Source organism: Mesorhizobium sp. (assembly GCF_004962245.1).
In the GTDB taxonomy this organism is placed as follows: Bacteria; Pseudomonadota; Alphaproteobacteria; order Rhizobiales; family Rhizobiaceae; genus Mesorhizobium.
This window is the reverse complement of the sequence record NZ_SUHQ01000011.1, coordinates 21,778-47,359: the sequence shown is the minus strand read 5'-3', so window position 1 is coordinate 47,359 and position 25,582 is coordinate 21,778. Positions and strand designations below refer to the sequence as shown.

Here is a 25,582-nt window from a genome sequence, read left to right as displayed (position 1 = left end):
GTTCGCAGTGGTCCGATCGCGGGCAGCGTTGCCGTGATCGGCGGCGTGGTTAACGGGCTTTGAAAAAATGGGCCGGCCTTGGATGCATTCTAGCAATATGAAATTTAATGATTGCTGGCATCGTCCCGCCACTGGGGTATGGCGGGGTGCTGAGGGCAATGATCCGAAAATTCGGTCGCGACCGGCGTGGTAACTACACGCTGATGACGGTCATCACCATGGTGCCGCTCATGGGCGGATTGGCGCTCAGCGTCGATTACTCGGAACTGCTCCGCCAGAAGCAGAATACCTTGAACGCCCTGGATGCCGCCGGCATCGCCACGGCTCGGCAGATCGTTGCCGGTGCAAGCGAAGCCGACATCAGGGCCTATGCCAAGGATTTCTTCGAAGCCAATCTCGGCCGCGTTGATCCGGCGAATACGTCGCTCACTGTCACCCTGCCCAACAACAATGCGGGTGGCGGCACGCTGAAGCTGTGCAGCGACTTGACGTACCATCCCTATTTTCTGCCGGCCGCCGCCGTGCTGATGGGCGGGACCACCAGCGATGCAAGCTTCACGGCGTGCTCCGAAATCCGCCTCAAGAACACTCTGGAAGTAGCCCTTGCACTCGATAATTCCGGCTCGATGAACAATCTGGGCTCGGGCACCGGCCAGAAGCGGATAGATCTGCTGAAGGCAGCCGCCAAGCAGCTTGTCGATACGCTTGCACTCCAGGCGCAGCAGATGAAGCAGATCAGCAAACCGGTGCAGTTTTCTCTCGTGCCGTTCGCCGCGTCGGTCAATGTCGGGCCCACGTATGACCAGGACAGCTGGATGGATCAGGACGGCACCTCCCCGATCCAGCATGAGAATTTCGACTGGACGACGATGAGCTCGGCCAACGACCCGAACAGATATGCCGAGCAGGTCAACGGCGTCTGGTACAAGCGCGGGACCGGCTGGGGAGACACAGAGGACCAGCCGCTGACCCGCTTCAGCCTATACGCCGACATGACGGTCGAGTCCGGCCGCGAAGAGGTGCCCAACACCAAGCAATATATTTGCGACGAATACAGGAAAAACGGCACGTGCCGGACCGGCCACTGGACCACCCCGGAATATATCTACACCACCAGCCGCTACGCGAGCTGGCAGGGTTGCGTGGAGGCGAGGCCATACCCGTACAACAACGACGACACGACGCCGGACACCGCCACGCCGGCCACGCTGTTCGTGCCGATGTTCGCACCGGACGAGGCCGGTACCCTGTGGCTCGATTTCAACCGCGACGGCGTCAACGACGTCAACAGCACGTTGTATAATTACGGCAACAACTGGTGGGCCGACTGGCCCTACACCCCAAATCCGACCGCTTCCGAGCGGCAGTCGGACATGCGCAAATATTTCCTGGTTAAGCCTTACGGCTCGAAGTCGGCTAGCTCGGGCGACGGTCCGAATGCGTCCTGCACGACCAACCCGATCACGCCGCTCAAGGACGTGAGCCAGCTTGCCGAGAAGGAGGAGATCAAGAACGCCATCGACGCCATGGCGCCGAACGGCAACACCAACGTGCCGGAAGGCCTTGCCTGGGGCTGGCGTACGGTGTCGAGCAACGAACCGTTCACGCAGGGCCGGCCAAACACCGAAAGGGGCAACGACAAAGTGGTGATCGTGCTGACCGACGGCGCCAATACCTACAGCGCCGTCAGCGACAGCAGCTATGCCAACAACAGGTCGACCTACGCCGCCTACGGTTACACCGGCCTGACATATCCAGGGTCGGGAAGCGTGACGCGCCTGTTCATGAACACAAGCACCAGTATCGGCAAGACCACCTATACCAGCACCAATTACACGGCCGCGCTGGACGAGCAGATGCAGACCCTTTGCGCCAACGCGAAGAATTCGAACATTCTCGTCATGACCGTCGCGCTCGATCTGTCGACCAGCGATGCCGGCGACAAGAAAGCACTCGACGCGCTGAAGGCCTGTTCCTCGGACTCGCGCTTCCGCAAGGATTCCACCGATCCGACCAAACCGGCCAAGCTGTTCTGGAACGCGACCGGGGCGACGCTGTCGGACAATTTCAAGGAAATCGCCGACGAATTGTCGAACCTGCGCATCGTCGGCTGAGGACCTCGCCGAAGCTGCCGATCTCCCCCCTCGTGGGGGAGATGTCCGGCAGGACAGAGGGGGCGCGAAGGATCGCTGACCTAACCGTTCTTCCGGCTGACAGCGGCGCTGGCGCAAAGGCTTCGGCCCTCATGCTCTTGCGGCTGATGAAAGCATGTGGTGGGTGTCCCCACCGCCATCCGGAGATGCCTCGATGCCTGAAGCCGCCAACCATCTCGCCTTCGCGCTGGTCTGCCTCGGCATGGTGCTGACGCCTGGTCCGAACATGATCTATCTGATCTCGCGGTCGCTGTCACAAGGACCGAAGGCCGGCCTGATCTCGCTCGGTGGCGTGGCGCTCGGCTTTCTCTTCTACGTGCTGTCGGCGGCATTCGGCATCACCGCGCTGCTGCTTGCCGTGCCTTACGCCTATGACGCGCTGCGCTTCGCCGGCGCGCTTTACCTTTTGTGGCTTGCCTGGCAGGCGGTGAGGCCCGGCGGACGCTCGCCGTTCCAGGTCCGGGAACTGCCTAAGGACAGGCCGTGCAAGCTGTTCGCCATGGGCCTGATGACCAATCTGCTCAACCCGAAGGTGGCGGTGCTCTATCTGTCGCTGCTGCCGCAGTTCATCAGTCCCGGCAAGGGCGGTGTGCTGTCCCAGCTTCTGGTGCTCGGCACCACGCAGATCGCGATCAGCCTCACCGTCAACGCCATCATCGCGGTGACGGCCGGCTCGATTGCCGTCTTCCTCGCCGGCCGGCCGCTGTGGCTGGTGATCCAGCGCTGGATGATGGGCACGGTGCTGACCGCACTGGCGCTGAAGATGGCGACAGACGCGCAGCGTTGACGCTGCGCTTACCTACATCGGCCGCCGGTCCGGCTGAGCCCGCTCCGGCTCGACCACCCTGCGATAGAGATGCCACGTCGCATGGCCAAGCACGGGCATGACGACGGCGAGCCCGGCAAACAGCGGGATCGAGCCGATGACCAGCAGCACGGCGACCATCAGCCCCCACAGCGCCATCTGCAGCGGGTTCGTCATCACCGCCCGTGCCGATGTCTCGATTGCCGAGACCGCGCCGACATCGCGGTCGAGCAGCAGCGGAAAGGCGACAACCGTCGTCGCCAGCACGATCACGGCAAAGACGAAGCCGGCCGCGTTGCCGAGCAGGATCAGCGTCCAGCCTCTGGTCGTCGTCAGCACCTCGCGCAAAAAGCCGGCGATCGAAGCCGGCGGCTGATTGCCGAACAGGCTGGTGTAGATCGATTGCGCTGTGAACAGCCACAGCAGGAACAGTGCCAGCAGCATGATGCCGATGACGGCAATCGCCGGCAGCGCCGGCGAGTGGCGCACGTCGAGCGCGTGCCGCCAGGAGGTGTCCATGCCGAGTTCGCGACGGCGGCTGATCTCGTAGAGGCCGATCGCGGCAAAAGGCCCGATCAGGGCGAAGCCGGACATCAGCGGATAGATGAGCTGGATGGCGTTTGAGCCGGAGCTCCATCGCGTCAGGATCAGGCCGACGATCGGATAGATCAGGCACAGGAACACGTAGTGCGAGGGCTTCGCCCAGAAATCCTCGACGCCGAGCCGCAACGCATCCATCAGGTCCGCAGTGGCGATGCGGCGCACCGTGGGCTGCACGTGCATTCCACGCGCGTCCGACATGACATGAAAGCTGGCCATAACCTTCCTCCGGTGTGTCGGGGGCGGTCACCGCCAAGGATGGCCGCCCGTAGCTGCCACTTCTAGATCAGGCGGTATCATAACCGATTTGCCGGCGATTGTCGCCACTGCGCGGCCGGCCCGGGTGACGACCTAATCGTGCTTGGCGAGAACGCGGGCGACCGTGGAGGGATGGACCTCGAACAGGCGGGTCCCGGACGCGCGCTCAGCTGAGTTCTTGGGCGAGTCCGATGAGAAGCCCTTCAGGCCCACGGATGTAGCAGAGCCGATACGCGTCCTTATACTGGACCACTTCGCCTACGAGCTGCGCGCCGCGCGTGCTGAGCCTTTCAAGCGTCTCGTCGACGTCGTCCACGGCGAACATGACGCGGAGGTAGCCTAGGGCGTTGACCGGGGCGTTCCGGTGATCTGCGACGACAGTCGGCGTGAGGAAGCGGGAGAGCTCGAGCCGGCTGTGGCCGTCCGGTGTGCGCATCATGGCAATCTCGACACGCTGATCGCCCAGTCCAGTGACACGTCCGGCCCATTCTCCTTCGATCGTGGCCCGCCCTTCGAGCTCGAGGCCGAGTTCGCGAAAGAAATCAATCGTCCCTCCGAGGTCTTCGACGACGATTCCTACGTTGTCCATCCGCTTGAGCGCCATGTTTCCAATCTCCAGGTGTCGTTCCAAACTACAAGGTGTCGTAGTGGGTTGAGATTCAGCCCAGAATGACAACGCCCGATTGATCCCTTCAACTCATAATTTATTGACTCCAGATGGGCCGGATTTAAATTGTGGTGACTGGTCATCATGGGAGAGTTGACCATGAAGCTCGGGGTTGTGACGAGCCCTGAAGAAGTTCGGATGATGGTTGGCGTACTAGACGCCTACTGCCACCACGCGGGCATCGTCAGCCGCGCCGAACGTGAAGATGTAGCGGCGATCATCCTTACGCACTACCAAAGCGGGATCGAAACAGAGGACGAACTTATGCTCGTCCTCTTGAACAACGCGTTCCGCCGCACCGGCTGAATTTCAAACTGATCCACTGCCCGGCGCGAGCTACATTGGCGCCGGGCGGCTGACGTGGGCTAGGCGCCAAAGCGTTCGATCACCTCGGCCAGCGGGACATGGCCAAGACAGGCGCCAGAGCCGGCGGGCTCTTCGCCATCCTCGATCGCCTTCGCATATCGCACGACCGGATCGCTTTCGATCCGCCGGCGCAACGCCGCCAGCCTGGGATAGGCTGCGCCGTCGACCGCCTTGTGGAATTCCGCCCAGCGCGCCACGCCAATCAGCGTGGTATCCGCCAGTGTCAGGCGATCGCCGACCAGAAAGTCCGTATCGAGGATCATCGCCTCGAGCCGATCATGGCGCTCGGCAACGGCCTTGCGGCCAAAGTCGCGCAAGGTCGCCAGCAGAGCCGGTTCGGCCGACTCCATTTCATACGCGACCCAGAGCGGGCTGAAGGCGGCGGTAAAACCGGTGTTCACGAAAGCCATCAACTGATGCATCCGATCCGCTTCCGGCGAACGAGGGTCGAAGCTGATACGACGTTGCGTGTCGCGGGCTTCGAGCCACGCGGCAATCGCCATGGTCTCGGTGAGCACCCTGCCCTCGTCCGTGATCAACACCGGCGTTTCCTGACGGCCGTTGATGCTGGCATAGGCATCGTTCTTCATCTCGATAAGCATGTCGACGCGACACAGGCGGTAGGGCTGTCCGACGCGTTCAAAAGCAGCGACGAGCCCCATCGAACTTCCCGCCGGGAAGCCATAAAGGAGAATAGGTTCCATATCTTTGTCTCTTCCATGTTAGGGGATCACGCTGCGCAGCGGAGCTTGACCCTAAACGCTGGTCGCCCCATGTAAATTACGCACTATTCTGTAACCACGGACCGCCCATGAAAGACGTCGTCTCAAGCTGCCCGATCGAAGAGGCCATGCGTGTGCTCAGCGGTCGCTGGCCCACCTTGCTGCTCTACTATCTCAAGGACGGGACCAAGCGCTTCAGCGACCTGAGGCGCGACAACCCGACCGTGTCGCACCGCATTCTGGCGCTGGAACTGCGCAAGCTGGAGGTAGCCGGGATCGTGCGGCGAACGGCGCATGCCGGCTACCCGCTGCGCGTGGACTACGACCTCACAGCGCCCGGCCTCAAGCTTGTGCCGCTGATCGACGCCCTGGGCGACTGGTGGGAAGATACCGAAGACGATCGGGCCGGCCGGGTTTCATCGAGCGCGGAAACGCGACTCGTGGCGGCGGAATAGCCAGTGGTGAAAACCTGACCCTTGCTACTCGAGGCTGGACAGCCGCGCTTTGGGTGGGATTGCGCGGTCCGGGTCGGGAGCGCGGGTAGCACCAGAAGTGTTCATCGCTGAGCTGAACATCGAATGACGTGTTCGGGGCCGACTACCGACCGTCCGTTGCTGGGCGGTCCATAGGCACAGTTAAGCGGCCTCTCCTCGAAGACGTACTACATCCTTTGACGGCGGCAGCCCGAACTGTCGGGCATATTCCCGGCTAAACTGGTTCGGACTTTCGTACCCGACGCCGAAGGCTACTGACGTCGCGGTTCCCTCTCCGGCCATCAGAAGCGTCCGGGCGTGCAGCAGGCGGACCTGCTTCTGGTACTGGATCGGGCTGAGCGCCGTGACGGCCTTGAAATGGCGGTGGAATGCCGAGACGCTCAGGGCCGCCATCTCGGCGAGCGCCTCGACCCTCAGGGGCTTTGCGAAATTCTGCCGAATCCACTGGATCGCGACGCCGATCCGTGAGAGCGCCGCGTCGGGCGCCGCGATGTCCCGTAGCATCCAGCCCAAGGGTCCCTGCAGCACCCGGAACAGGATCTCCCGCTCGTAGGCAGGCGCGAGCACGGCGACCTCGTCCGGCCGGTCCATAAGCCGGAGCATTCGCACCCAGGCGTCGAGAAATTCCTCGCTGACGGGCGCAACCGAGAAGCCCGACCCGAACAGCTTGCTGCACACCTGCACGGGCAGGTCACTGATCAGCGCCGCGACAGTCGGAGGGTGGAGCGTTAGACTGACCGCGAGATACGGCTCCCCCATGGCCGACGGATGCACCGACCCCACGGCCGGCAGATCGACCGACATGACGAAATAGGTGGCGGGGTCGTAGGCGAAGGTCCGTTCGCCGACCGTCATCGTCTTCGAGCCGGTCAGGATCAGGTTGATCATCGGCTCGTAGACGGCCGAAAGCCGGTGCTCCGGTATTTCGCCCTGGACCATGGCGACGCGGGGAATCCCTGTTTCCGTCCGGCGGTTTTCGGCCGACGAGGCCAGGCTGCGCAGTTCCTGAAGTTGCTCTTCCATGAGGGGAACGTGACAGACCGGGAAAGGCCTCGCAAGCACGAAGCAGAAATAGGCAAGCTTCAGGGAGAAATGGGTGAGCGCGGGAGACGCTGCAGGCTTAGCTTCAGGTCACACCGAACACAGAAGGAAAGACCCATGAAGATCGTCATCGTCACCGGAAGCAGCCGGGGACTCGGAGCGAGCACCGCCGTCGAATGCGCCCGCAACGGCATGGGCGTGGTCGTAACCTACAACAGCAATCCCGAAAAAGCAGGGGAGGTCGTGAAGACGATCGTGCAGAGCGGCGGCAGGGCCGTGGCCCTGAAGCTCGACGTCGGAAACGTCAGTTCCTTCCCGGCGTTTCGTGACGCCGTCGCCGCCCAACTGCAATCCGTCTGGGGCCGTGGGGATTTCGACTATCTCGTCAACAACGCCGGATACGGCCTCTTCAATCCGATCGTCACAGTGACGGAAGAACAGTTCGACGGGCTGTTCAACGTCCATCTCAAGGGACCTTTCTTCCTGACCCAGATGCTCCTGCCGATGATGGTGGACGGCGGCCAGGTCATCAACATCACCAGCGCCACCTCGCGCGTGGCGACGGCCGGCGTCGCACCCTATGCCTCGTTCAAGGGTGGTCTCGAAGTCCTGACCCGCTACATGGCCAAGGAGTTCGGCGAGCGAGGGATTAGGGCGAACTCGATCGCACCCGGTGCAATCCGCACCGAACTTGGTGGCGGCCTGAACGACGAGTTCGAGGTGATGCTTGCCGGCCAGACTGCGCTTGGCCGCGTCGGCGAACCCGAAGAGGTTGGCGGTGTCGTGGCCAGCCTTCTGTCGAGCGAGAATCGCTGGATCAACGCCCAGAACATCGAAGTTGCCGGCGGCTACGTCATCTGACCAAAGGAGAGCAGCGTGCTCGATCATGTCTTCATCTCAGTCAGCGACATCACCCGCTCGGTCACCTTCTACGAGGCGGCGCTGGCACCGCTCGGAATCGTCCATGCACATGACTACGAAGGGAAGGACGGGCCTCCCGGCCATCCGGACCTGAAAGGTTTTGGGGCGAACGGCAGGGTGTTCTTCTGGCTTCGCGAAGGGGTCGTCGAAGGCCGCTCGGCTCATGTCGGCTTCGTCGCCAAAGGCACCACCCAAGTCGATGCCGCCTACGACGCCGCCATGGCTGCGGGCGCAACCGAGATCCATCCGCCCGCCCCGCAGCTTCACTACGACCCACGCTATTACGCCGCGCAGGTTCGCGACCCCGACGGCTACAGCCTCGAATTCGTCTACAAGGAATGGCAGCACTGACATGACAAAACTAATGATCTATGGCGCGACCGGCTATACCGGCCGCATGGCAGCGAAACATGCGAAGGCGGCGGGCACGCCTCTCGTTCTCGCAGGCCGCAGAGAGGAGTCTCTCTCCGCGCTTGCCGCCGAACTCGGCGTTGAATACCGGATGTTCGGCCTCGACGACACCGCGGCGATCGACAAAGGCCTTGCCGGTATTTCGGTCCTGCTGAACTGCGCCGGTCCTTTCCTGCGGACCGCCGAAGCCCTGATGCGGGCGTCGCTCCGCAACGGCGTACACTATCTCGACACTGCGGCCGAACTCGACAGCTACCGTCTGGCCGAAGACCTGGACGACGAGGCGAAGGCAGCAGGTATCATGCTGATGCCAGGCGGTGGTGGCAGCGTCGCAATGCTCGGCAGCCTAGCCGGGCACGCTGTCGGGAAGGTCCGCGACCCCCGCAAAATCAGGATCGCGCTGCATGTCGCAGGTGGTCTCTCGCGTGGGTCGGCGATCAGCGCCGTCGAAAATGTCACCACCCGGACCCTGGCTCGAATCGACGGCAAGCTCGTCGGCGCTCCTGCCGAGGGCATTCGGAAATTCGACTTCGGCAAGGGTGCGGTCGACTGTTTCCCGGTGACACTTCCCGATCTCATCACGATCTGGCGGTCGACGGGCGTCCCTAATGTCGAGACCTTTGTGCATGTGACAGGCGACGGCTTTCCGCAGGGCGATCTCTCCCTGCTTCCGGATGGGCCGAGTGAAGAGGATCGTCTCGCGAACCGATACCAGGCGGCCGTCGAAGTCACTGACGCGGAAGGCCAGGTGACCCGCTCGCTTCTCGACACGGTCAACGGCTACACCTTCACCGCGATGGCTGCGGCCGAAGCTGGCCGCCGTGTGCTCGCAGGCGAAGTCCGCCCCGGCTTCCAGGCGCCCGCCGTTCTGTTCGGAAGCGGCTTCGCTCAGACCATCGCCGACACCACGATCGTCGACATCTGAGGAACGCACGATGCAGAAGCTCGTCGAATCCTTCATCGCGACCGCAAACGCCTTCGACGTCGAGGGCGCGCTGTCACTGTTCGCTCCCGATGCCGTCATCGACGATGTTTCGGTCGGCGACGCCTTCGTCGGCAGGGATGGCGTCCAGATCTATTTCGAGCGGTTCTTCGTTGGTTACAACACCGCAAGCAGGCTGCTGTCCATCGAGACTCTGGACAACTTCAACGCGAACGTACGCCTCGATTTCACGGGAGATTTCGGCCACGAGGTGGGCATCCTCAAGATCGCGATCAATTCTGAGGGCCTGATCGAGCGGATCGACGCCGATCTCGAGTAGCAGGCCCACCTTACAGTCTCATCAAGACAACGAACATCTGCGCCTGAGGCGCGGATGCCGGGGAAGGCATGCATCCGCAAGCCTCCGGCACAAGAAGGAGTATGTTCATGACAATCTCGCCATCTCTCACTCAGGGGGCTGCCGACAAGCTGGCTGTCGTCGAAGCGCTGTATCGCTTCGCGGCTGGTATCGACCTCCGAGACAAGGAGCTTCTCTCGTCGTCGCTCGCAGAAAACGCGGTCTCAGACTTCCGGCCGGCCGCCGCCAAGGCCGGGTTCGAATATCCCGTCATCGAAGGTCGGGATGTCATTGTCGCGGCCCTGTCGACGTCGCTCAGCATGCTGGACACCACCCACTCCGTCAGTAATCCGCGTGTGACCATCGACGGCGACACGGCGCGCATGGATGTGCTCGTGGAAGCGCAGCACGTTCCCCGTGGCGATCCCTCGCGTCATTATCTGATGAAGAACCGCTACGACGTCGAGCTGATCCGGGCAGGCGATGTCTGGGTCATCACGCGCAATACGGTCGACAATGTCTGGCGGACGGGCGATCTGACGGTTCTCTCCGAGATCTAAGTCTCCAAAGAAGACGACGCGAATGGAATGGCGGTGGGCTTTTGTTTCCGCCGCCATTCTCATGCGGATGACCGCTCTTGACGGAAACATGCCGCCTCCTCAGCCGCTTCCATGTCCGCTTCCAGGAACTTTCGGATAACGCGCGAACGGCCGGAATAGGCGCAATCCCGATGTCCAGATGGCGAACCGCCGGACCGGCCCGAGAACTCCCAACGGCGCGCTTGAGATCACCCGCGCGGCTCTACTAGTCCGAAAACCTCACGCTCACGCCGCGCTGCCGAAAATAGGCCTGCATCAACTTGCGCCCCGAGCGGTTGTTCTGCGCCAACATGGTCGGATCGAACACCGCCTGTTTTATCCCTTCTCGTGTCAGCGCCGCTTTAAGCGTCGCGATATGTGCGTCGATGTCGGCATTGTCCGCCCGGAGGGAGGCATAGATACTTTCGGTCGCCTGGGCCACGGTCGGTTCGCTCACAGGTGTCGTCCTTTGGTTGGTTGAGCGGCGGCTTACCACAGATTCGCGGCTCCGCCGATACCGATGAGACCGTCAATCGTCTCTACCGGCATAGCAGGTTCCTGGCGCGACCCGACCCCCAGCCATTCGGTCATTGGCTCGCCATGTCCATGACGGGGCAAAGCTGGTATTTCGGTACCACGCGTCGGATTTTACCACCGGGAAAACGAACCGTAGCGACCGAGATTTTTGAGCGCCTGCCCGCCAAAAGCCATGATCGCGCTTATGTCAGGCGGCATGACCATTGCAAACATCGAAAATTGCGAAATCCGATCAGGCTTGAACAGGCGAATGCTGCTTAGGGCTGTCGGCCTTGGCGCACTGGCCGCGCTCGCTGGTTGCGCCACCGTGCTGCCTACCGGCGAAGGCGCCGGTGTCTCGGCCACGGCCGCCGGCAGGCTGGCCGGCATCCGCACTTCCGCCGGTCTTGGACCGCTTGTCCCCGATCCTCGGCTCGAACAGGCAGCCCTGCAGCAGTCCGGCTATATGGCGCGCGGCGGCCGCATGACCCATGCCACCGGCTGGGGCAAGGGATTTGCCTCGCGCGTCAGGGGCAACGGCATCGCCGGTGCCGCCGCCGAAAACATCGCCGCGGGTCGCTTCGACGAGCAGAAACTGTTCGATATCTGGATGCATTCGGCCGGCCATCGCCGCAACATGCTCGACCCTCGCTTCACGCGCTTTGGTCTGGCCTATGTCCGCGACGGCCGCGACAGTTCGCTGCGCTACTGGAGCCTGGTTCTGGGCAGATAGGGCTCGGGCAAACGGGCGACGTGACCAGCCCGCCGGCCGCAGCCGTCATTTCATATGCGCAGCGCGTGCTGCCATCGGCTGCGAAGATCGTCGGGGAACTGCTGGGACGCCGTCAATCCTTGTGGCCGAGCAAGTCCTCGATGTCGCTGGCCGAAACCGGTTTGCTGAAATGATAGCCCTGCATTTCATCGCAGTTGTTCTTGCGCAGGAAGGCCACCTGATCGTCTGTTTCGACGCCCTCGGCAATCACCCTCAGATTGAGCTTTTGACCCAATGAAATCACGGCGCTGGCGACAGCCTGATCGTTCTCGTCGGCGGCGAGATCGTTGATGAAAGACTTGTCGATCTTCAGCCGCGCGACCGGAAAGGTCTTGAGCGCACTGAGGCTGGAATAGCCCGTTCCGAAATCGTCGATCGAGATTTGAACACCCAGGCTTTGCAGTTCGTTCATGGTCGCGACCGCCAGGTCGATATCCTGCATGATGAGGCTTTCGGTCACCTCCAGCTCGAGATATCCGGCCTCCAGACCGCTCTCCGTGAGCGCGTTGACGACACGGCTGATCAGGTTCCTTTCCCTGAATTGCCGTGCCGACACATTCACGCAGACAGTCATCGGCGGCAGGCCCGCGTCCTGCCAGGCCTTGTTCTGGCGACAGGCTTCGTGCAGAACCCAGTCGCCGATCGGTACGATCAGGCCTGTCTCCTCGGCCGCCGGAATGAAGGCGGTCGGCGCTATCGTGCCCCGCGTCGGATGATTCCAGCGTATCAGCGCTTCGACCGCGAAGACCCGGCCCGACCGAAGATCGACTTGCGGCTGATAGACAAGGGTGAATTCCGAACGGACCAGGGCGTTTCGCAATTCCTCCTGAAGCACGAATTTTTCGTGCGCCGTGGTGTTGAATTCGGGAGCATAGAACTGGAAATTGTCGCGGCCGAACTCCTTCGCGCGATACATGGCCGCATCGGCGTTGGCCAGCAGCGCGTCCGGGTTTGCCCCATCCTTGGGGTAGCTTGCGATGCCGATACTGGCCGTCGCCCTCAGCCGATGCGCTCCGAGCTGAACCGGCTCCGCAATCGCCGTACGGATCTTTTGCAGGGTCTCGGCGATGAGATCGACATTCGTCGGCTGGTCGAACAGGACTATGACGAATTCGTCGCCACCAAGCCGAACGACGGTATCGGTCGCCCTTACGCATTCGACCATGCGGGCGGCAACGGTCTTCAGGAGCTCGTCCCCGGCATTGTGGCCCAGCGTGTCATTGACGAGTTTGAAATTGTCCAGATCGATGAACACCACCGTCACCCAGCGATCGTATCGCTGCGCGTACAGGATCGCCTGCGAAAGCCGGTCCTCGAGCAAGGCGCGATTGGGAAGCCCGGTCAGCACATCATGGTTGGCCATGAAGTGTATTCGATCCTCAGCCAGCTTGCGCTCGATGGCGATCCCGGCAATGCGCGTCGTGAAATCGATGAGCCGGGTCTCGGCCTCGGTCGGTTCGCGCACCGTCATCGAATACATCGCAAAGAGGCCCAGCACAGCGCCCTGATGCGACAGGATCGGGGTCGACCAGCACGAACGATAGCCATGGGCGGCCGCCAGTTCGCGATAATCCTCCCAAAGCGGATCCTGCATGATGTCGGCGACAATAACCGGCTCGCGCCGGTAGGCGGCGGTTCCGCAGGATCCCACCTTGGAACCGATGGCAACCCCGTCGATGGCGCTCGTATAGTCTTTCGCCAAGCTCGGCGCGGCGCCGTGGTGCAAGTTGCTGCCATCCTTGTCGAGCAACAGGACGGACCCGAATATCCCCGTCAACTGGGATTCGACGAGGCGCATGAGGCGGTCGAGCACGTCTTCGAGCGGAGCGCTCGTCGCGATCATTTCCAGTATATGCGCCTGCCCGTCTCGAAGGACGTCCGCCTGCTTGCGGGCAGTGATGTCGCGGGCGATGCCAACCAGACCGAAGACATCATTTTGACCATTGCGCAACGGCACCTTCGTCGACGAGAGCCATTTGCCGGTGCCCGACGCGTCGACCACAAACTCTTCCTCGTCGATCATCGGCCGCCCGGTGCGCAGCACGTCCTGCTCGATGGCGCGAAATCGCTGCGCAAGCTCCGGGGCATGGAGGTCGAAATCGGTCAAACCGATCATGTCGCTGGTCTTGTCCTTGCCGCTGTCGGACGCAATGGCCCTGTTGGCCACGACGAAGCGGCTTTCGGTGTCCTTGACCCACATGTAATCGGGCACCCAGTCGATCAGCGTTTGCAGCGAGATACGCTCATCGACGATCAGGCGATTGGCGGTGAGTTCCGTGACGTCCTCATGCGTGGCGACCCAGCCGCCGTCGGGCATCGGCTGATGGCGGATCTGAATTGTCCGCCCGTCGGCGAGTTCGGCGGCCCAGTTTCCCGAAGCCGTGCCCGCATTGACCGCCCGGGCCATTGCCAGATAGGCGTCGGTGGCCATCGCGGACGTCCCGGCAGCGACGCGGCGCTCGACGATTTCGCCCAGCGTCACGCCCGGCTGCAATTGCTCAGGCGCAATGCGGTAAATCTCCGCATAGCGGCGGTTGCAAAGGATCAGCCGTTCATCGGCGTCGAAAAAGCAGATGCCTTGCGAGACGTTCTCGATCGCCGTCTCGAACCGCAGCGCCTGCCGCTCGAGCGTTGCGATCGTAGCCCGAAGCTCGCGCTCGAGGTTTTCGTACGAGGCGGTCGTCAGTTTCGCCAGCGCGGCGAGATTGGCCGATTCGGGCGCTTCGCGCGCTTCGGCGGCTTGCCTCGATGATTTCGTAACCAAACGGAATTCCTCCGGGCCCGGCGCTTGGGCAAGGAAGGCTCGCCTGCAAGCTAAACGACTGCATAGTGGTCCGGATATACTAATGGCAGGTGAACCGGTTCTATGCCCGAGGGTTACCGGGCGTGGATAGCCGGGACCCAGGTGGTGTTCTCACGGTTACGACTTTGAGTTCGGAGCCCGGATGCAGGCCCCGAACATCAGTCCATATGCGCGGCGGGTGCCTCGCCGGCGGTCGGACCAGACTTTGGCTTGCGCAGCAGGAAAACGAACGGGACGGCAACCAGCGTCATCATCATCAGCAGCTTGAAGTCATTGACGTAAGAGATCATCATCGCTTGGATATTGACCATTCTGTCCATCTGCGAAAGCGCCGTTGGATCGCCGCCTGCCGCCGCTGGCGAGACCGCCCACAGGTTCGGGTTGAACGGGTTGATGAAAGCCGAGAGCTCGCTGTGGTTGACCTGCGTATTGCGCACCAGCAGAACCGTCACCACCGACACGCCGATCGAGGAGCCAAGATTGCGCACCAGGCTGAATAGCGCCGTGGCATCGGTGCGGTAGCGCGCGTCGAGCGTGGCGAAAGCCACGGTCGACAGCGGCACGAACACCATGCCCATTCCCAGGCCCTGGATGACGCCGGAGGAGAGGATCAGCCAGTTGTCCATCTGCGGCGTGAAGCTGGCCATGGTGTAGAGCGACTGCGCGGTGAGCAGGAAGCCGATGACGACGAGGATTCTGGCGTCGACCTTGCTCATGAGCCGCCCGACGACGAGCATCGCAACCATCGTGCCGATACCGCGCGGCCCCATGACGACACCGATGGTGACGGTCGGATAGCCGAAGATGGCGGACAGCATGGGCGGCAGCAGCGACATGCTCGCCAGGATGAGCACACCCATGACGAAGATGAATGCCAGCCCGGTCACGAAATTGCGGTCGAGGAAGATCTTCGGGTCGATGAAGGGGTGCTCCGCCGTCATCGTGTGAATGATGAACACCCAGAAGCCGGTTATCGAAAGACCAAGCTCGATCCAAATCTCGACCGAAGAAAACCAGTCGACCTCGCCGCCGCGATCGAGCATCAGCTGAAGCGCGCCGACGCCGAGCGATATCATGGCGAAGCCGAAAAAATCGAAGCTCCGCACCCGCCTGGCAATGCTGGGAAGATATGCGGCCATGCCAAGGAAGGCGATGATGCCGACCGGCAGGTTGATGAAGAAGACCCAGCGCCAGTTGAAATTCTCGGTCAACCAGCCACCCAGAGTCGGGCCGAGGATCGGTCCCAGCATAATGCCGGCGCCCCAGATGGCCATCGCCTGGCCGTGGCGCTCCTTGGGGTTGATGTCGAGCAGGAAGGTCTGCGACAGCGGCACGATCGCCGCGCCGAACACGCCTTGCATGAGGCGGAACAGCACCATGCTCTCCAGGCTCCATGCCAGACCGCACAGCATGGAAAAGATGGTGAAGCCGACCACCGCTGTCAGGAACAGTTCCTTGCGGCCAAAGCGGTCGGCAAGCCAGCCGGTGACCGGCGTCATGATGGCCGCGGCGACGATGTACGAGGTCAGCACCCAGTTGATATTGTCGGGGGAGGCGCCGAGATCGCCGGTCATGGTCGGCAGCGCGACGTTGGCAATCGTCGTATCGAGCGCCTGCATGATCGTCGCCAGCATGAGCGCAACGGTGATCAGGCCGCGATGCGGCACTTCGCGAAAGGGTTCTGACGTGCTCATGATGCGGAACTTCCGACAGGTAACAAAAACGTGTACACTAGAGCGACGTGCGTCCATTTGGACGCACAAAGTACGCTCTAGTACTTTTGAGTCTGCGCATCGTGCTTTCCGAAAATCGATTCCGATTTTCGGGCCGATGCGCTAGGTTTCCGGGCGGCGATGCCTTCCGTATGAAGAGACCCTCATCGCGGTGGGACGCGAGTATCGATGTGGGGGTTACATCGACCGAGCGTCTCGATAAGACGGACACCTGCCGCCCGGAAACCTGAGGACCGAAGGACCTGCGTCGCGTTGTTCAGGCTTCGGTCAGGCCGCAACGCAGCCCGGTCCAAACCCCAACCCTCACCGCACGTCCCACCGGACCAATCCTGTCCTCTGCATTCTCTCGCCGTGAAGCGAGAATTCTACTTCCGACGTCCTATTGCGCTTCGCCCGCCGTGGCGTGGCCGAAGATGCCCGGAAGCCCGCGGGAAACGCCGGTGTCCACCGTGACTGTCGCGCTCATGCCGGTGCGCAGCGCCATCTTGGCGTCGGCATCGGCCAGTTCCAGGCGCACCGGAATGCGCTGGGTGACCTTGACCCAGTTGCCGGTGGCGTTCTGGGCGGGCAACAGCGAGAACTCGGCCCCCGTGCCGGCGCCGATCGCCTTGACCGTGGCTTCGAAGGTCTTGCCCGGATAGGTGTCGACCACGATTTCGGCCTTCTGGCCCGGCTTCATGTTGGTGAGCTGGGTTTCCTTGAAATTGGCATCGATCCAGGTATCGCCGGTCTCGACCAGCGAAAACAGCGGCGTACCCGAGCCGACATACTGGCCGACCTTGAACGAGGCAGCCTGGCTGACGATGCCGTCGGCGGGCGCCCTGACCGTGGTCTGCGCCAGATCGTAGGCAGCCTTGTCGCGCGCGGCGAGTGCCGCCATCACGGTCGGATGCTCGTCGGTCTCGATATCGGGATTGCCACCAAGTGCCGACTTGGCGCTGAGGATGCCCTGCTGGGCCACGGCCAGTTGCTGCTTGGCCTTGTCGAGATCGTTCCTGGCCTCGTCCAGCGACGACTTGGCGTTGATGCCCTTGCGGGCAAGGTCGGCGGCCCGGTCGTATTGCGACTGCGCGTAGTCGACCTGGCTGGCGTCGGACTTCTCCTGCGCCACCGCCTGGCTGTAGGCCGCACGCAGTTGTTCGACATTTAGGCGCGCGCCGGCCACCGCAGCGTCGGCCTGGGCCAGCGCGATCCGGTAGGGCTCGGGATCGATGGCGAACAGCACGTCACCCTGCTTGACAGACTGGTTGTCGAAAATGTCGACCTGAACGATTCGCCCCGCCGTATCGGCGGCGATCGACACCTTGGCCTGCTGCAGATTGGCGTTCTCGGTTTCCTGATAGCGGCCGCCGGTCACCCAGACATAGCTGCCGCCGGCGATCAGCGCAGCGGGCAGCGCAAACATCAAAAGGAAACGGCCGGCACGGCGCTTCTTCTTCGGCGCCAGCGGCGCCGGTGCACCTTGCGGAGCGACCTCGACCGGAACTGCCGCCGGCTGCGCGGGAGCTTCCATCTCCAGCTTGGTCGCATTCTCATCTACCTTGGCTACCGCGTTCATGCTGCTGCGCCTTCTGCACCCTTGATTTTCTCGCAGGACGGCGTTTCGCCGTCCGCCAGGTTTTCGGCCATCGCCTCCAGTGCCTTGATCAGGACGCGGCGATCTTGCGGCGACACGCCGGTCAGCGATTCCTCATAGACTTCGCCAGCGAGGCTCTTGACCTCCGCGTAGGCTTCGCTCGCCTTGGCGGTCGGAAAGATCATGCGGACGCGGCGGTCGGCGGCGTCGGAACGGCGCTCGATCCAGCCGCCCTCCTCCATGCGGTCGACCAGGCGCGACACGCTGATCGGTTCGATCTCGAGAAGCTCGGCGAGCCGCGCTTGCGTGATGCCTTCTTCCTTGGCGACGCGGACCATAAGCCGCCATTGCGCCGAGGAAAGGCCGAGTCCGCTGGCCTTCGCCTCGAAGCGCTTGCGCATCAGGCGCTGCACGTCGTGGATCAAAAAGCCCAATCTGTCGATGCCGTCGGAAACCATGAGCGGCATATATTATAAGCGTGCTTATGATTCAAGACGCTGCGTTGCGCCAGGAGCCGATAAATTTGTATGTCAGCCATGCAAGGCAGTCATGGTTAGCAATTTATGAATGGCAATGAAGGAAAAACTTCTGCCTTGCACCGACATCGGACCCCCAGAGCCCGATGGTCATGCTTGAGCCAATGCTTACACCAACGATCTCATCCAGGCAGAAAAGGCCTCGATGTGCGGCTGCAAGGGGTGATCGGGGACGTAAACGAAATAGAAGCCGTAGCCTGGCAGAGAGAGATCATGTGCCTTGACCAGCGCTCCACTTTTGAGTTCGCGGCTGACGACCACGTCGCTGCAGATAGCGATACCCTGGCCTGCCACGACCGCGTCGATCGCATGCAATTCTTCGCGAAAGCTTAGGTCCCAAGCCTTGTTGGTATCCGGGATGTCGGGATCGACAGAGCGTGCCGCCGCCAGCCATCGCGACCAGGTCGGCGCTTCGCGATCACGGTTCATCCAATCAAAATGGATGAGCGGATATTGCAGCACATCGGCGGCCCGCTCGATCTGTCGGGTGCCCTTCGCGAGCAATTCCGGGCTGCACACCGGAAAGAACGTGTCCCGAAAGATCTCCTGGACGGCAAGGTTCGGAGGCATCCTGCGCGCGTAGCGTATCGCGACATCGGCATTGCCGGCGCGCAGGTCCAACACCGAGTCGGTTCCGATAATCTCCAGAGGAATCTTCGAGTGCTCTTCCCGCCATTTTGGCAGACGCGGTACCAGCCACCGGCTGGCAAATGCATTCGGGCTCGTCACCCGCAGCGGGCGTTGGCCGACGCCAGCCGAAGCGGACGCAATTGCGGTGGCAAAGGCGTCGAAGCCGTTGCGAATGACCGGGAACAACCGTTCGCCCACTTCCGTAAGCACAAGCGGCCGCGGGCGCCGCCGAAACAGGGGTTGTCCGCAGACGCTCTCGAGCAATCGAATCTGGTGGCTGATGGCCGTGGGCGTCACGCCGAGTTCGATCGCGGCCTCCCTGAAACTCATGCGCCTGGCAGCAGCCTCGAAGGCGCGAAGGGATCCGAGCGGCGGAAGTTTTCTCATTCATGCAGTCTAGATGAATCCAACTCATCTAGCGACTGAGATATTCGACTTTGCGGCGAATGAAGGCCCATGAGATCATGGAGTCTAGCCTGTCCCCGGATCACGAAGGGAGCCCCTCAATGAGCATGCTCAAGCTTGCGGAGAATTCCAGGCCAACTCTGCAGGCATCGGACATCGCGCGGCTCAGGCAGGCAATTCGCGGGGATTTGGTCCTCCCGGACGATCCAGGCTATGACCTGGCACGCAAGGTTTGGAATGGAATGGTCGACAAGAGACCAGCAGTGGTCATCTTTTGCGCCGAATCCCACGACGTCGTCACGGCCGTCAGCTTTGCCAAGTCGCAAAACCTTCTGGTCGCCGTTCGCGGCGGTGGTCACAACGTCGCCGGCAGTTCGGTGTGCGACGGCGGCGTGGTCATTGATGTGTCACGCATGAAGCGGATCGAGGTCGACCCGATCCGCCGTATAGCGCGCGCGGAGGCCGGCTTGAACCTGGGAGAGTTCGACGCCGCCACCCAGGCTCATGGTCTCGCGACGACCATGGGCGTCAACGCCGATACCGGCATTGCCGGACTGACACTCGGTGGCGGGTTCGGCAAGCTTGGCCGCAAACATGGACTGAGCTGCGACAATCTTATAGCCGTCGAAATCGTGACGGCGGATGGCCGGTTGCTCAAGGCAAACGCGGCGGAAAACGCGGACCTTTTCTGGGGCATTCGGGGCGGCGGCGGCAATTTCGGCATCGTTACAGCCTTCGAGTACAAGCTTCATCCCGTGGGTCCCCTGCTCATCGCGGGGTCCGTGCTGCACCGCTACGATCACGCGCGCGAAGCAATGCGGTTCTACCGCACGTTTTCGAGCAAGGCGCCCGATGAGTTGAGCCTGGACGCAGCGCTTGTGACTGCGCCCTCAGGCGAACGCTTCTTCAGCATCTCAGCGTGTTACATCGGCCCGCTCGGCGAGGGCGAGCAAATCGTCCAACCGTTGAGAGAATACGGCACGCCGGTAGAGGACCAGATCGCTGCCGTCTCGTATACTCAAATCCAATCGGCCGGAGACAGCATCTTTCCGCGCGGGCGGCGCTACTACTGGAAGGCGCAGTTCATGCGCGAAATCACGGATCAGGCGATCGACACGCTGCTCGCGGCTTATGCGACCGCACCCAGCGAGTCGCTTCTTGTCCTGCAGCAGGTTGGCGGCGCAATCTCGCGTATACCGATAGCCGAAACCCCGTACGCCAACAGAGATGCGCTTTACGATTGCTTCCCGATCTCGATCTGGGACAATCCGGCTGATGACGAAGCGCACATCCGTTGGGCGCGTGACCTATGGGACGCAATGAGACCGTTCTCGACCGGCGGCGTCTATGCCAACAATCTCGGCGAAGAGGGCACGGACCGGGTTCTGGCGGCTTACGGCGAGAACTACCCGAGATTGGCTGCCCTGAAGAACAAGTATGATCCCACGAATTTCTTCCGCTTGAATCAGAACATCAGGCCGACAATCTGAGCGATTTCCGAGGCGACTTCGGGTCCGATCGCCGATGCGCCCCGAATTCGATCCGCGCGGCCGCTATGGCGGGCTGGAAATCTGGATACCGGTCAAGGCATGAGGCGGGCCGGCCGCAAGGCCCGGCACGGAAGCGCAGGAAGCGCCGTTATAGCTCCAGGTTCCAGTTCTGGCCGACCAGGTCCTTGCCGAAGGCGTGGTGGCGTTCCTCGTCGGCCAGCTTGAAGCCTGATGTCTCGTAGATGCGGCGCGCTGAGGCGAGCACGTCGTTGGTCCACAGCGTCAGCGTTTTGTACCCCTTCGCACGGGCAAAGCCGATGCACTCCTCGACCAGCCGCCTGCCGATGCCGAGACCGCGCGCCGAGGGTTCGACATAGAGCAGGCGCAGCTTCGCCACCGCATCCGACTTGCGTACGACGAAGACCGAGCCGACGACCTCCCCTTCCCGCTCGGCGATCCAGCTGCGTTCCCGTTTCGGATCGAAGGATTTGACGAAGGCGCCTAGAATTTCGGCGACCAGCGCCTCATAGGTTTCGTCCCAGCCATATTCATGCGCGTAGAGCAGGCCCTGGCGATGGATGATCCAGCCGATATCGCCAACCTGCAAAGGCCGCAGCATGTAGGGGACCTTGGGCTCCGCAGTCTCGCCAAGCAGGCGTTGCACCGTCAGCATGGCCTTGACCAGCCTGTCCTGGTCCAGAGCGGGAAGCCGGTCGAGCAAGGCCGCGACCTGATCGTGGGAACCCTGGTTCAGCGGCGCGAAGGCCGTCCTTCCCGCCGGCGTCATCATAATCGACGAGCGCCGCGCATCGGCTTCCGTCGCTGTGCGCTCCACCAGGCCGCGCTCCTCGAACTTTTTCAACAGCCGGCTGAGGTAGCCGGGATCGAGACCGAGATCGCGCGCCAGGTCAGTGGCGGTCAGGCCATCGCGATGCGCCAGTTCGTAGAGCACCCGAGCCTCGGTCAGCGAGAAGGCGCTTTTCAGCCATCCCTCGTCAAGCAGACCGATCTGGCGGGTGTAGAAGCGGTTAAAGGCCCGCACCGCATCGATCCGCTCCTTGCTGGGTTGATGATGAATCGTCATGGCAGCCTCCTGCTTGCACAAGATCAATCATTTACTTGACATAGTCAAGTATTTAGGAGATCGGCCAGGCCGGTTCGACAGCATTCTCACCACCTCCACCGGGTCTATGGCATGATGGAACAGTGCCCGCTTCTGGTCTTTGAATCGCCGAAGCTCCGGCAACGTCATCATCCCGGAGCGGCACGGCTGAATTTGACCCTCTCGCGCCTTGACTCTCGCAAGCCGCCAGCTTATCTCACCGCCACGTTAGCACTCGCCATTGGTGAGTGCTAACCAGGTCCGGCGCCGCCGGACGGAGGAACTGTTCTCACCATTCTCATCGAGGAATAAAAAATGGCAAAGTCGAAGTTCCGCCCGCTTCATGACCGCGTGGTCGTACGCCGGGTTGAATCCGAATCCAAGACCGCCGGCGGGATCATCATCCCGGATACGGCGAAGGAAAAGCCGCAGGAAGGCGAGATCATCGCCGTTGGTTCCGGCGCTCGCGACGAAGCCGGCAAGCTCGTCCCGCTGGACGTCAAGGCTGGCGACCGCATCCTGTTCGGCAAGTGGTCGGGCACCGAAGTCAAGCTCAATGGCGAAGACCTTCTGATCATGAAGGAATCCGACATCATGGGCATCATCGGCTGAATATCGGCCTCACCGTCACTTAAATCTTCGGGCTCGATCCGAGCCTCTGCCAGGAGTTAAACATGGCTGCCAAAGACGTAAAATTCTCCCGCGACGCCCGCGAGCGCATGCTGCGCGGCGTCAACATCCTCGCCGACGCGGTCAAGGTCACGCTCGGCCCCAAGGGCCGCAACGTCGTCATCGACAAGTCGTTCGGCGCCCCGCGCATCACCAAGGACGGCGTCACCGTCGCCAAGGAAATCGAGCTTGAGGACAAGTTCGAGAACATGGGCGCGCAGATGGTCCGCGAAGTTGCTTCGAAGACCAACGACATCGCCGGCGACGGCACCACGACCGCGACCGTTCTGGCGCAGTCGATCGTCCAGGAAGGCCACAAGGCGGTTGCCGCCGGCATGAACCCGATGGACCTGAAGCGCGGCATCGACCTCGCCGTCACTGAAGTCGTCGCGGCGCTCGGCAAGGCTGCCAAGAAGATCAAGACCTCCGAGGAAGTCGCCCAGGTCGGCACGATCTCGGCCAATGGCGATGAGTCCGTCGGCGCGATGATCGCGGAAGCGATGCAGAAGGTCGGCAACGAGGGCGTCATCACTGTCGAGGAAGCCAAGACAGCCGAGACCGAACTCGAAGTCGTCGAAGGCATGCAGTTCGACCGCGGCTACCTCAGCCCCTACTTCGTCACCAACGCCGACAAGATGGTTGCCGATCTCGAGGACGCCTACATCCTCCTGCACGAGAAGAAGCTCTCCAACCTGCAGGCCATGCTGCCGGTTCTCGAAGCCGTCGTGCAGACCTCGAAGCCGCTGCTCATCATCTCGGAAGACGTCGAAGGCGAGGCCCTGGCCACGCTGGTCGTCAACAAGCTGCGTGGCGGCCTGAAGATCGCCGCCGTCAAGGCGCCGGGCTTCGGTGATCGTCGCAAGGCCATGCTGGAAGACATCGCCATCCTCACCGGTGGCCAGGTCATCTCGGAAGACCTCGGCATCAAGCTCGAGAATGTCGGCCTCAACATGCTCGGCCGCGCCAAGAAGGTGTCGATCTCCAAGGAGAACACCACCATCGTCGACGGCGCCGGCAAGAAGGCAGAGATCCAGGGCCGTGTCGCCCAGATCAAGCAGCAGATCGAGGAGACCACCTCGGACTACGACAAGGAGAAGCTGCAGGAACGTCTCGCCAAGCTGGCAGGCGGCGTTGCCGTCATCCGTGTCGGCGGTGCGACCGAGGTCGAGGTCAAGGAAAAGAAGGACCGCGTCGATGACGCCCTCAACGCGACCCGCGCGGCCGTCGAAGAAGGCATTGTCGCTGGCGGCGGCGTTGCCCTGCTGCGCGCTTCGGCCAACATCAAGGCCACCGGCGTCAACGCCGACCAGGCTGCCGGCATCAACATCGTGCGTCGCGCGCTGCAGGCTCCGGCCCGCCAGATCGCGGCCAACGCCGGTGCGGAAGCATCGATCGTTGCCGGCAAGATCCTTGAGAACAAGGGCGCGACCTTCGGCTACAACGCCCAGACCGGCGAGTATGGCGACATGATCGCCATGGGTATCGTCGATCCGGTCAAGGTCGTGCGCACGGCTCTCCAGGACGCGGCTTCGGTCGCCGGCCTGCTGGTCACCACCGAAGCCATGATCGCCGAGGCTCCGAAGAAGGAGTCGGCTGGCGGCGGCATGCCGGGCGGTATGCCTGGTGGCATGGGTGGCATGGGCGGCATGGATTTCTAAGGAAATCCATAAAAAGCACGCCCATGAATCTTAGTTGCTCAAGCCCGCAAGCGGGCTTGAGTGGCGGCATGGACTTCTGATCCAGCATTGCCTCGCATTCACGGAAGGGCGCCGAAAGGCGCCTTTTTGTTTGCTTTATTTAGCGGACTGCCCGGCTCAGACGGCGGCATCAATGCGCCGTGTCAGTTCCCCTTTGGCAGGCAATGCATCCTCGATCAGCGCGGCGACCTCATTGGCCACCGCCAGCACCGGGGCGCGGTCGCGGGTGGCGCGCGCGATCACCATCAGCCCTTCCAGCGATGATTCGACAAGCAGCGCCAGAGCGTGAGCGCGGCGTTCGGGCACCCCTGCCCCGACGAAGGCCGCCTGCAGCAAGCCTATCCATTGCGCGAAGGCCGACCGGCACAGTTCGGCCAGCTCCGGCATGTCGGCCGGCGAGTCCAGCACTACGGGCGCGACCGGACAGCCAAGCGTGAACTGGTTGTCCTCCAGCATGCGTGCGACCGACTGGTAGATATGGTGGACGGCCACCGCCGGGTCCCGCTCGGCGGCGAGCGCCTCACCCAGCCATTGCGTGACCTTTTCGACGCTGTCGCGCGTCACTTCGACGACCAATTGGTCCTTGCCGCCCGGAAAATGAAAGTAGAGCGATCCTCTCGGCGCACCGGAGGCGCTCAAAATATCGTTGAGCGAAGTGCCGTGATAGCCGCGCTGCCTCAGCAGCAGCGCCGTCGCCTCGAGCATGCGGGTGCGGGTATCGTTCGCCATGTCAACCTCTGTCAGGAGTGAGCATTATAGGCGTTGATTCGAATATGACAATCGGTCTACATAATATGTAGATCAATCTACATATTATGGAAAAGATCGGCATGCCCACCGCCGCAACTTTCATCGAAGAGGAGAGCGACGAATGACCATCCGTGAAGCAGAGGCCCAATGGCAGGGGTCGTTGAAAGAAGGTTCGGGCCGGCTGCGGCTCGGCAGCGGCGTTTTCGAAGGCGCCTATTCCTTCCCGTCGCGCTTCGAGAACGGTCCCGGCACGAATCCCGAGGAACTGATCGCGGCGGCGCATGCCGGGTGCTTTTCGATGGCGCTGAGCGCCGTGCTCGGCAGCGGCGGCCATGTCCCCGTGCGGATCCACACCGTCGCCAAGGTGCATCTCGGCGCCAGCGCGGCCGGGCCGACGATCACCCGCATCGACCTTGAAACGGAAGCCGAAATTCCCGGCCTCTCGCCCGAGGAATTCCAGCGCCTTGCCCAATCCGCGAAAGCAACATGCCTCGTCTCCCGCGCCTTGGCCGGCGTGGCTGATATCAGGCTCAAGGCCGAGCTCATCGCCGCGGCTGCCGCAGATAAATCAACACATTAGTGCCTCGAAGGAGGAACGCTCGTGAAT

26 protein-coding genes are annotated in these 25,582 nt (G+C 62.3%); 14 read left to right on the top strand and 12 right to left on the bottom strand.

Annotated elements, in window-relative coordinates; all coding sequences use genetic code 11:
* The first annotated feature begins 158 nt into the window (after nt 1-158).
* Nucleotides 159-2,114, top strand: coding sequence for a TadE/TadG family type IV pilus assembly protein (locus tag E5X88_RS13605; protein ID WP_292162203.1), 1,956 nt, complete (start codon nt 159-161; stop codon nt 2,112-2,114).
* Between the two features lie 193 nt (nt 2,115-2,307).
* The gene (locus E5X88_RS13600) at nt 2,308-2,940 is read left to right on the top strand and encodes a LysE family translocator (protein WP_292161948.1); all 633 of its coding nucleotides are present in this window, start codon (nt 2,308-2,310) and stop codon (nt 2,938-2,940) included.
* Nucleotides 2,941-2,952: 12 nt separating this feature from the next.
* Here the strand turns inward: E5X88_RS13600 and E5X88_RS13595 are convergent, their stop codons facing one another.
* Together E5X88_RS13595 and E5X88_RS13590 are read right to left on the bottom strand one after the other, a co-directional pair.
* Nucleotides 2,953-3,777, bottom strand: a complete 825-nt coding sequence (locus E5X88_RS13595) for a DUF2189 domain-containing protein (RefSeq protein WP_292161946.1) — start codon at nt 3,775-3,777, stop codon at nt 2,953-2,955.
* A gap of 205 nt (nt 3,778-3,982) precedes the next feature.
* A complete protein-coding gene (locus E5X88_RS13590) occupies nt 3,983-4,420 on the bottom strand; it encodes a VOC family protein (RefSeq protein ID WP_292161944.1) in 438 nt (145 codons plus the stop codon).
* 162 nt (nt 4,421-4,582) lie between these two features.
* Between E5X88_RS13590 and E5X88_RS13585 the strand changes: the two genes are divergently transcribed.
* The gene (locus E5X88_RS13585; protein WP_292161941.1) at nt 4,583-4,789 is read left to right on the top strand and encodes a hypothetical protein; all 207 of its coding nucleotides are present in this window, start codon (nt 4,583-4,585) and stop codon (nt 4,787-4,789) included.
* A gap of 59 nt (nt 4,790-4,848) precedes the next feature.
* Here E5X88_RS13585 and E5X88_RS13580 read toward each other — a convergent pair whose 3' ends face one another.
* Nucleotides 4,849-5,553: a glutathione S-transferase family protein gene (locus E5X88_RS13580; RefSeq protein WP_292161939.1), complete on the bottom strand. Its 705-nt coding sequence runs from the start codon at nt 5,551-5,553 to the stop codon at nt 4,849-4,851.
* A 107-nt stretch (nt 5,554-5,660) separates the two neighbouring features.
* On the opposite strand from E5X88_RS13580, the gene E5X88_RS13575 reads away from it, so the two are divergent.
* Nucleotides 5,661-6,026: a helix-turn-helix domain-containing protein gene (locus E5X88_RS13575; protein ID WP_292161936.1), complete on the top strand. Its 366-nt coding sequence runs from the start codon at nt 5,661-5,663 to the stop codon at nt 6,024-6,026.
* A gap of 180 nt (nt 6,027-6,206) precedes the next feature.
* Here E5X88_RS13575 and E5X88_RS13570 read toward each other — a convergent pair whose 3' ends face one another.
* On the bottom strand, nt 6,207-7,088 hold the full coding sequence (locus E5X88_RS13570; protein WP_292161934.1) for an AraC family transcriptional regulator: 882 nt from the start codon (nt 7,086-7,088) through the stop codon (nt 6,207-6,209).
* Nucleotides 7,089-7,223: 135 nt separating this feature from the next.
* On the opposite strand from E5X88_RS13570, the gene E5X88_RS13565 reads away from it, so the two are divergent.
* The 5 genes from E5X88_RS13565 (at nt 7,224) to E5X88_RS13545 (ending at nt 10,278) form a co-directional block, all read left to right on the top strand.
* Complete coding sequence (locus tag E5X88_RS13565) at nt 7,224-7,967, top strand: SDR family oxidoreductase (protein WP_292161932.1); 744 nt, start codon at nt 7,224-7,226, stop codon at nt 7,965-7,967.
* 15 nt (nt 7,968-7,982) lie between these two features.
* The gene (locus tag E5X88_RS13560) at nt 7,983-8,378 is read left to right on the top strand and encodes a VOC family protein (RefSeq protein WP_292161930.1); all 396 of its coding nucleotides are present in this window, start codon (nt 7,983-7,985) and stop codon (nt 8,376-8,378) included.
* Nucleotide 8,379: 1 nt separating this feature from the next.
* Nucleotides 8,380-9,363: a saccharopine dehydrogenase NADP-binding domain-containing protein gene (locus E5X88_RS13555; RefSeq protein ID WP_292161929.1), complete on the top strand. Its 984-nt coding sequence runs from the start codon at nt 8,380-8,382 to the stop codon at nt 9,361-9,363.
* A 10-nt stretch (nt 9,364-9,373) separates the two neighbouring features.
* On the top strand, nt 9,374-9,700 hold the full coding sequence (locus E5X88_RS13550; protein ID WP_292161927.1) for a nuclear transport factor 2 family protein: 327 nt from the start codon (nt 9,374-9,376) through the stop codon (nt 9,698-9,700).
* Between the two features lie 107 nt (nt 9,701-9,807).
* Nucleotides 9,808-10,278, top strand: a complete 471-nt coding sequence (locus tag E5X88_RS13545; protein WP_292161926.1) for a nuclear transport factor 2 family protein — start codon at nt 9,808-9,810, stop codon at nt 10,276-10,278.
* Between the two features lie 244 nt (nt 10,279-10,522).
* Here E5X88_RS13545 and E5X88_RS13540 read toward each other — a convergent pair whose 3' ends face one another.
* Nucleotides 10,523-10,753, bottom strand: a complete 231-nt coding sequence (locus tag E5X88_RS13540; protein WP_292161925.1) for a hypothetical protein — start codon at nt 10,751-10,753, stop codon at nt 10,523-10,525.
* A 276-nt stretch (nt 10,754-11,029) separates the two neighbouring features.
* Between E5X88_RS13540 and E5X88_RS13535 the strand changes: the two genes are divergently transcribed.
* Entirely contained in the window at nt 11,030-11,545 is a 516-nt protein-coding gene (locus tag E5X88_RS13535) for a CAP domain-containing protein (RefSeq protein WP_292161924.1), read from the top strand.
* Nucleotides 11,546-11,657: 112 nt separating this feature from the next.
* Here the strand turns inward: E5X88_RS13535 and E5X88_RS13530 are convergent, their stop codons facing one another.
* The 5 genes from E5X88_RS13530 to E5X88_RS13510 form a co-directional block, all read right to left on the bottom strand.
* Nucleotides 11,658-14,348 carry an EAL domain-containing protein gene (locus E5X88_RS13530; protein WP_292161923.1) on the bottom strand — a complete coding sequence of 897 codons (2,691 nt, stop codon included), beginning with the start codon at nt 14,346-14,348 and terminating at the stop codon, nt 11,658-11,660.
* Nucleotides 14,349-14,545: 197 nt separating this feature from the next.
* Nucleotides 14,546-16,081, bottom strand: a complete 1,536-nt coding sequence (locus E5X88_RS13525) for a DHA2 family efflux MFS transporter permease subunit (RefSeq protein ID WP_292161922.1) — start codon at nt 16,079-16,081, stop codon at nt 14,546-14,548.
* 418 nt (nt 16,082-16,499) lie between these two features.
* A complete protein-coding gene (locus tag E5X88_RS13520) occupies nt 16,500-17,678 on the bottom strand; it encodes an HlyD family secretion protein (protein ID WP_292161921.1) in 1,179 nt (392 codons plus the stop codon).
* Nucleotides 17,675-18,154, bottom strand: a complete 480-nt coding sequence (locus tag E5X88_RS13515) for a MarR family transcriptional regulator (protein WP_292162201.1) — start codon at nt 18,152-18,154, stop codon at nt 17,675-17,677. The genes E5X88_RS13520 and E5X88_RS13515 overlap by 4 nt, the downstream gene beginning before the upstream one ends.
* Nucleotides 18,155-18,340: 186 nt before the next feature.
* Nucleotides 18,341-19,249, bottom strand: coding sequence for a LysR substrate-binding domain-containing protein (locus tag E5X88_RS13510; protein ID WP_292161920.1), 909 nt, complete (start codon nt 19,247-19,249; stop codon nt 18,341-18,343).
* Nucleotides 19,250-19,368: 119 nt separating this feature from the next.
* Here E5X88_RS13510 and E5X88_RS13505 point away from each other — a divergent pair, with 119 nt between their 5' ends.
* Nucleotides 19,369-20,757, top strand: coding sequence for an FAD-binding oxidoreductase (locus E5X88_RS13505; protein WP_292161918.1), 1,389 nt, complete (start codon nt 19,369-19,371; stop codon nt 20,755-20,757).
* Between the two features lie 148 nt (nt 20,758-20,905).
* Here E5X88_RS13505 and E5X88_RS13500 read toward each other — a convergent pair whose 3' ends face one another.
* Nucleotides 20,906-21,841 carry a helix-turn-helix domain-containing GNAT family N-acetyltransferase gene (locus E5X88_RS13500; protein ID WP_292161917.1) on the bottom strand — a complete coding sequence of 312 codons (936 nt, stop codon included), beginning with the start codon at nt 21,839-21,841 and terminating at the stop codon, nt 20,906-20,908.
* 333 nt (nt 21,842-22,174) lie between these two features.
* On the opposite strand from E5X88_RS13500, the gene groES reads away from it, so the two are divergent.
* Together groES and groL are read left to right on the top strand one after the other, a co-directional pair.
* Nucleotides 22,175-22,471: a co-chaperone GroES gene (groES, locus tag E5X88_RS13495; protein ID WP_006203049.1), complete on the top strand. Its 297-nt coding sequence runs from the start codon at nt 22,175-22,177 to the stop codon at nt 22,469-22,471.
* Between the two features lie 62 nt (nt 22,472-22,533).
* Nucleotides 22,534-24,186, top strand: a complete 1,653-nt coding sequence (groL, locus tag E5X88_RS13490) for a chaperonin GroEL (protein WP_292161915.1) — start codon at nt 22,534-22,536, stop codon at nt 24,184-24,186.
* Nucleotides 24,187-24,342: 156 nt separating this feature from the next.
* Here the strand turns inward: groL and E5X88_RS13485 are convergent, their stop codons facing one another.
* Complete coding sequence (locus E5X88_RS13485) at nt 24,343-24,954, bottom strand: TetR/AcrR family transcriptional regulator (protein ID WP_292161913.1); 612 nt, start codon at nt 24,952-24,954, stop codon at nt 24,343-24,345.
* A 142-nt stretch (nt 24,955-25,096) separates the two neighbouring features.
* On the opposite strand from E5X88_RS13485, the gene E5X88_RS13480 reads away from it, so the two are divergent.
* Nucleotides 25,097-25,555, top strand: a complete 459-nt coding sequence (locus tag E5X88_RS13480; protein WP_292161912.1) for an OsmC family protein — start codon at nt 25,097-25,099, stop codon at nt 25,553-25,555.
* Nucleotides 25,556-25,582: the final 27 nt, after the last annotated feature.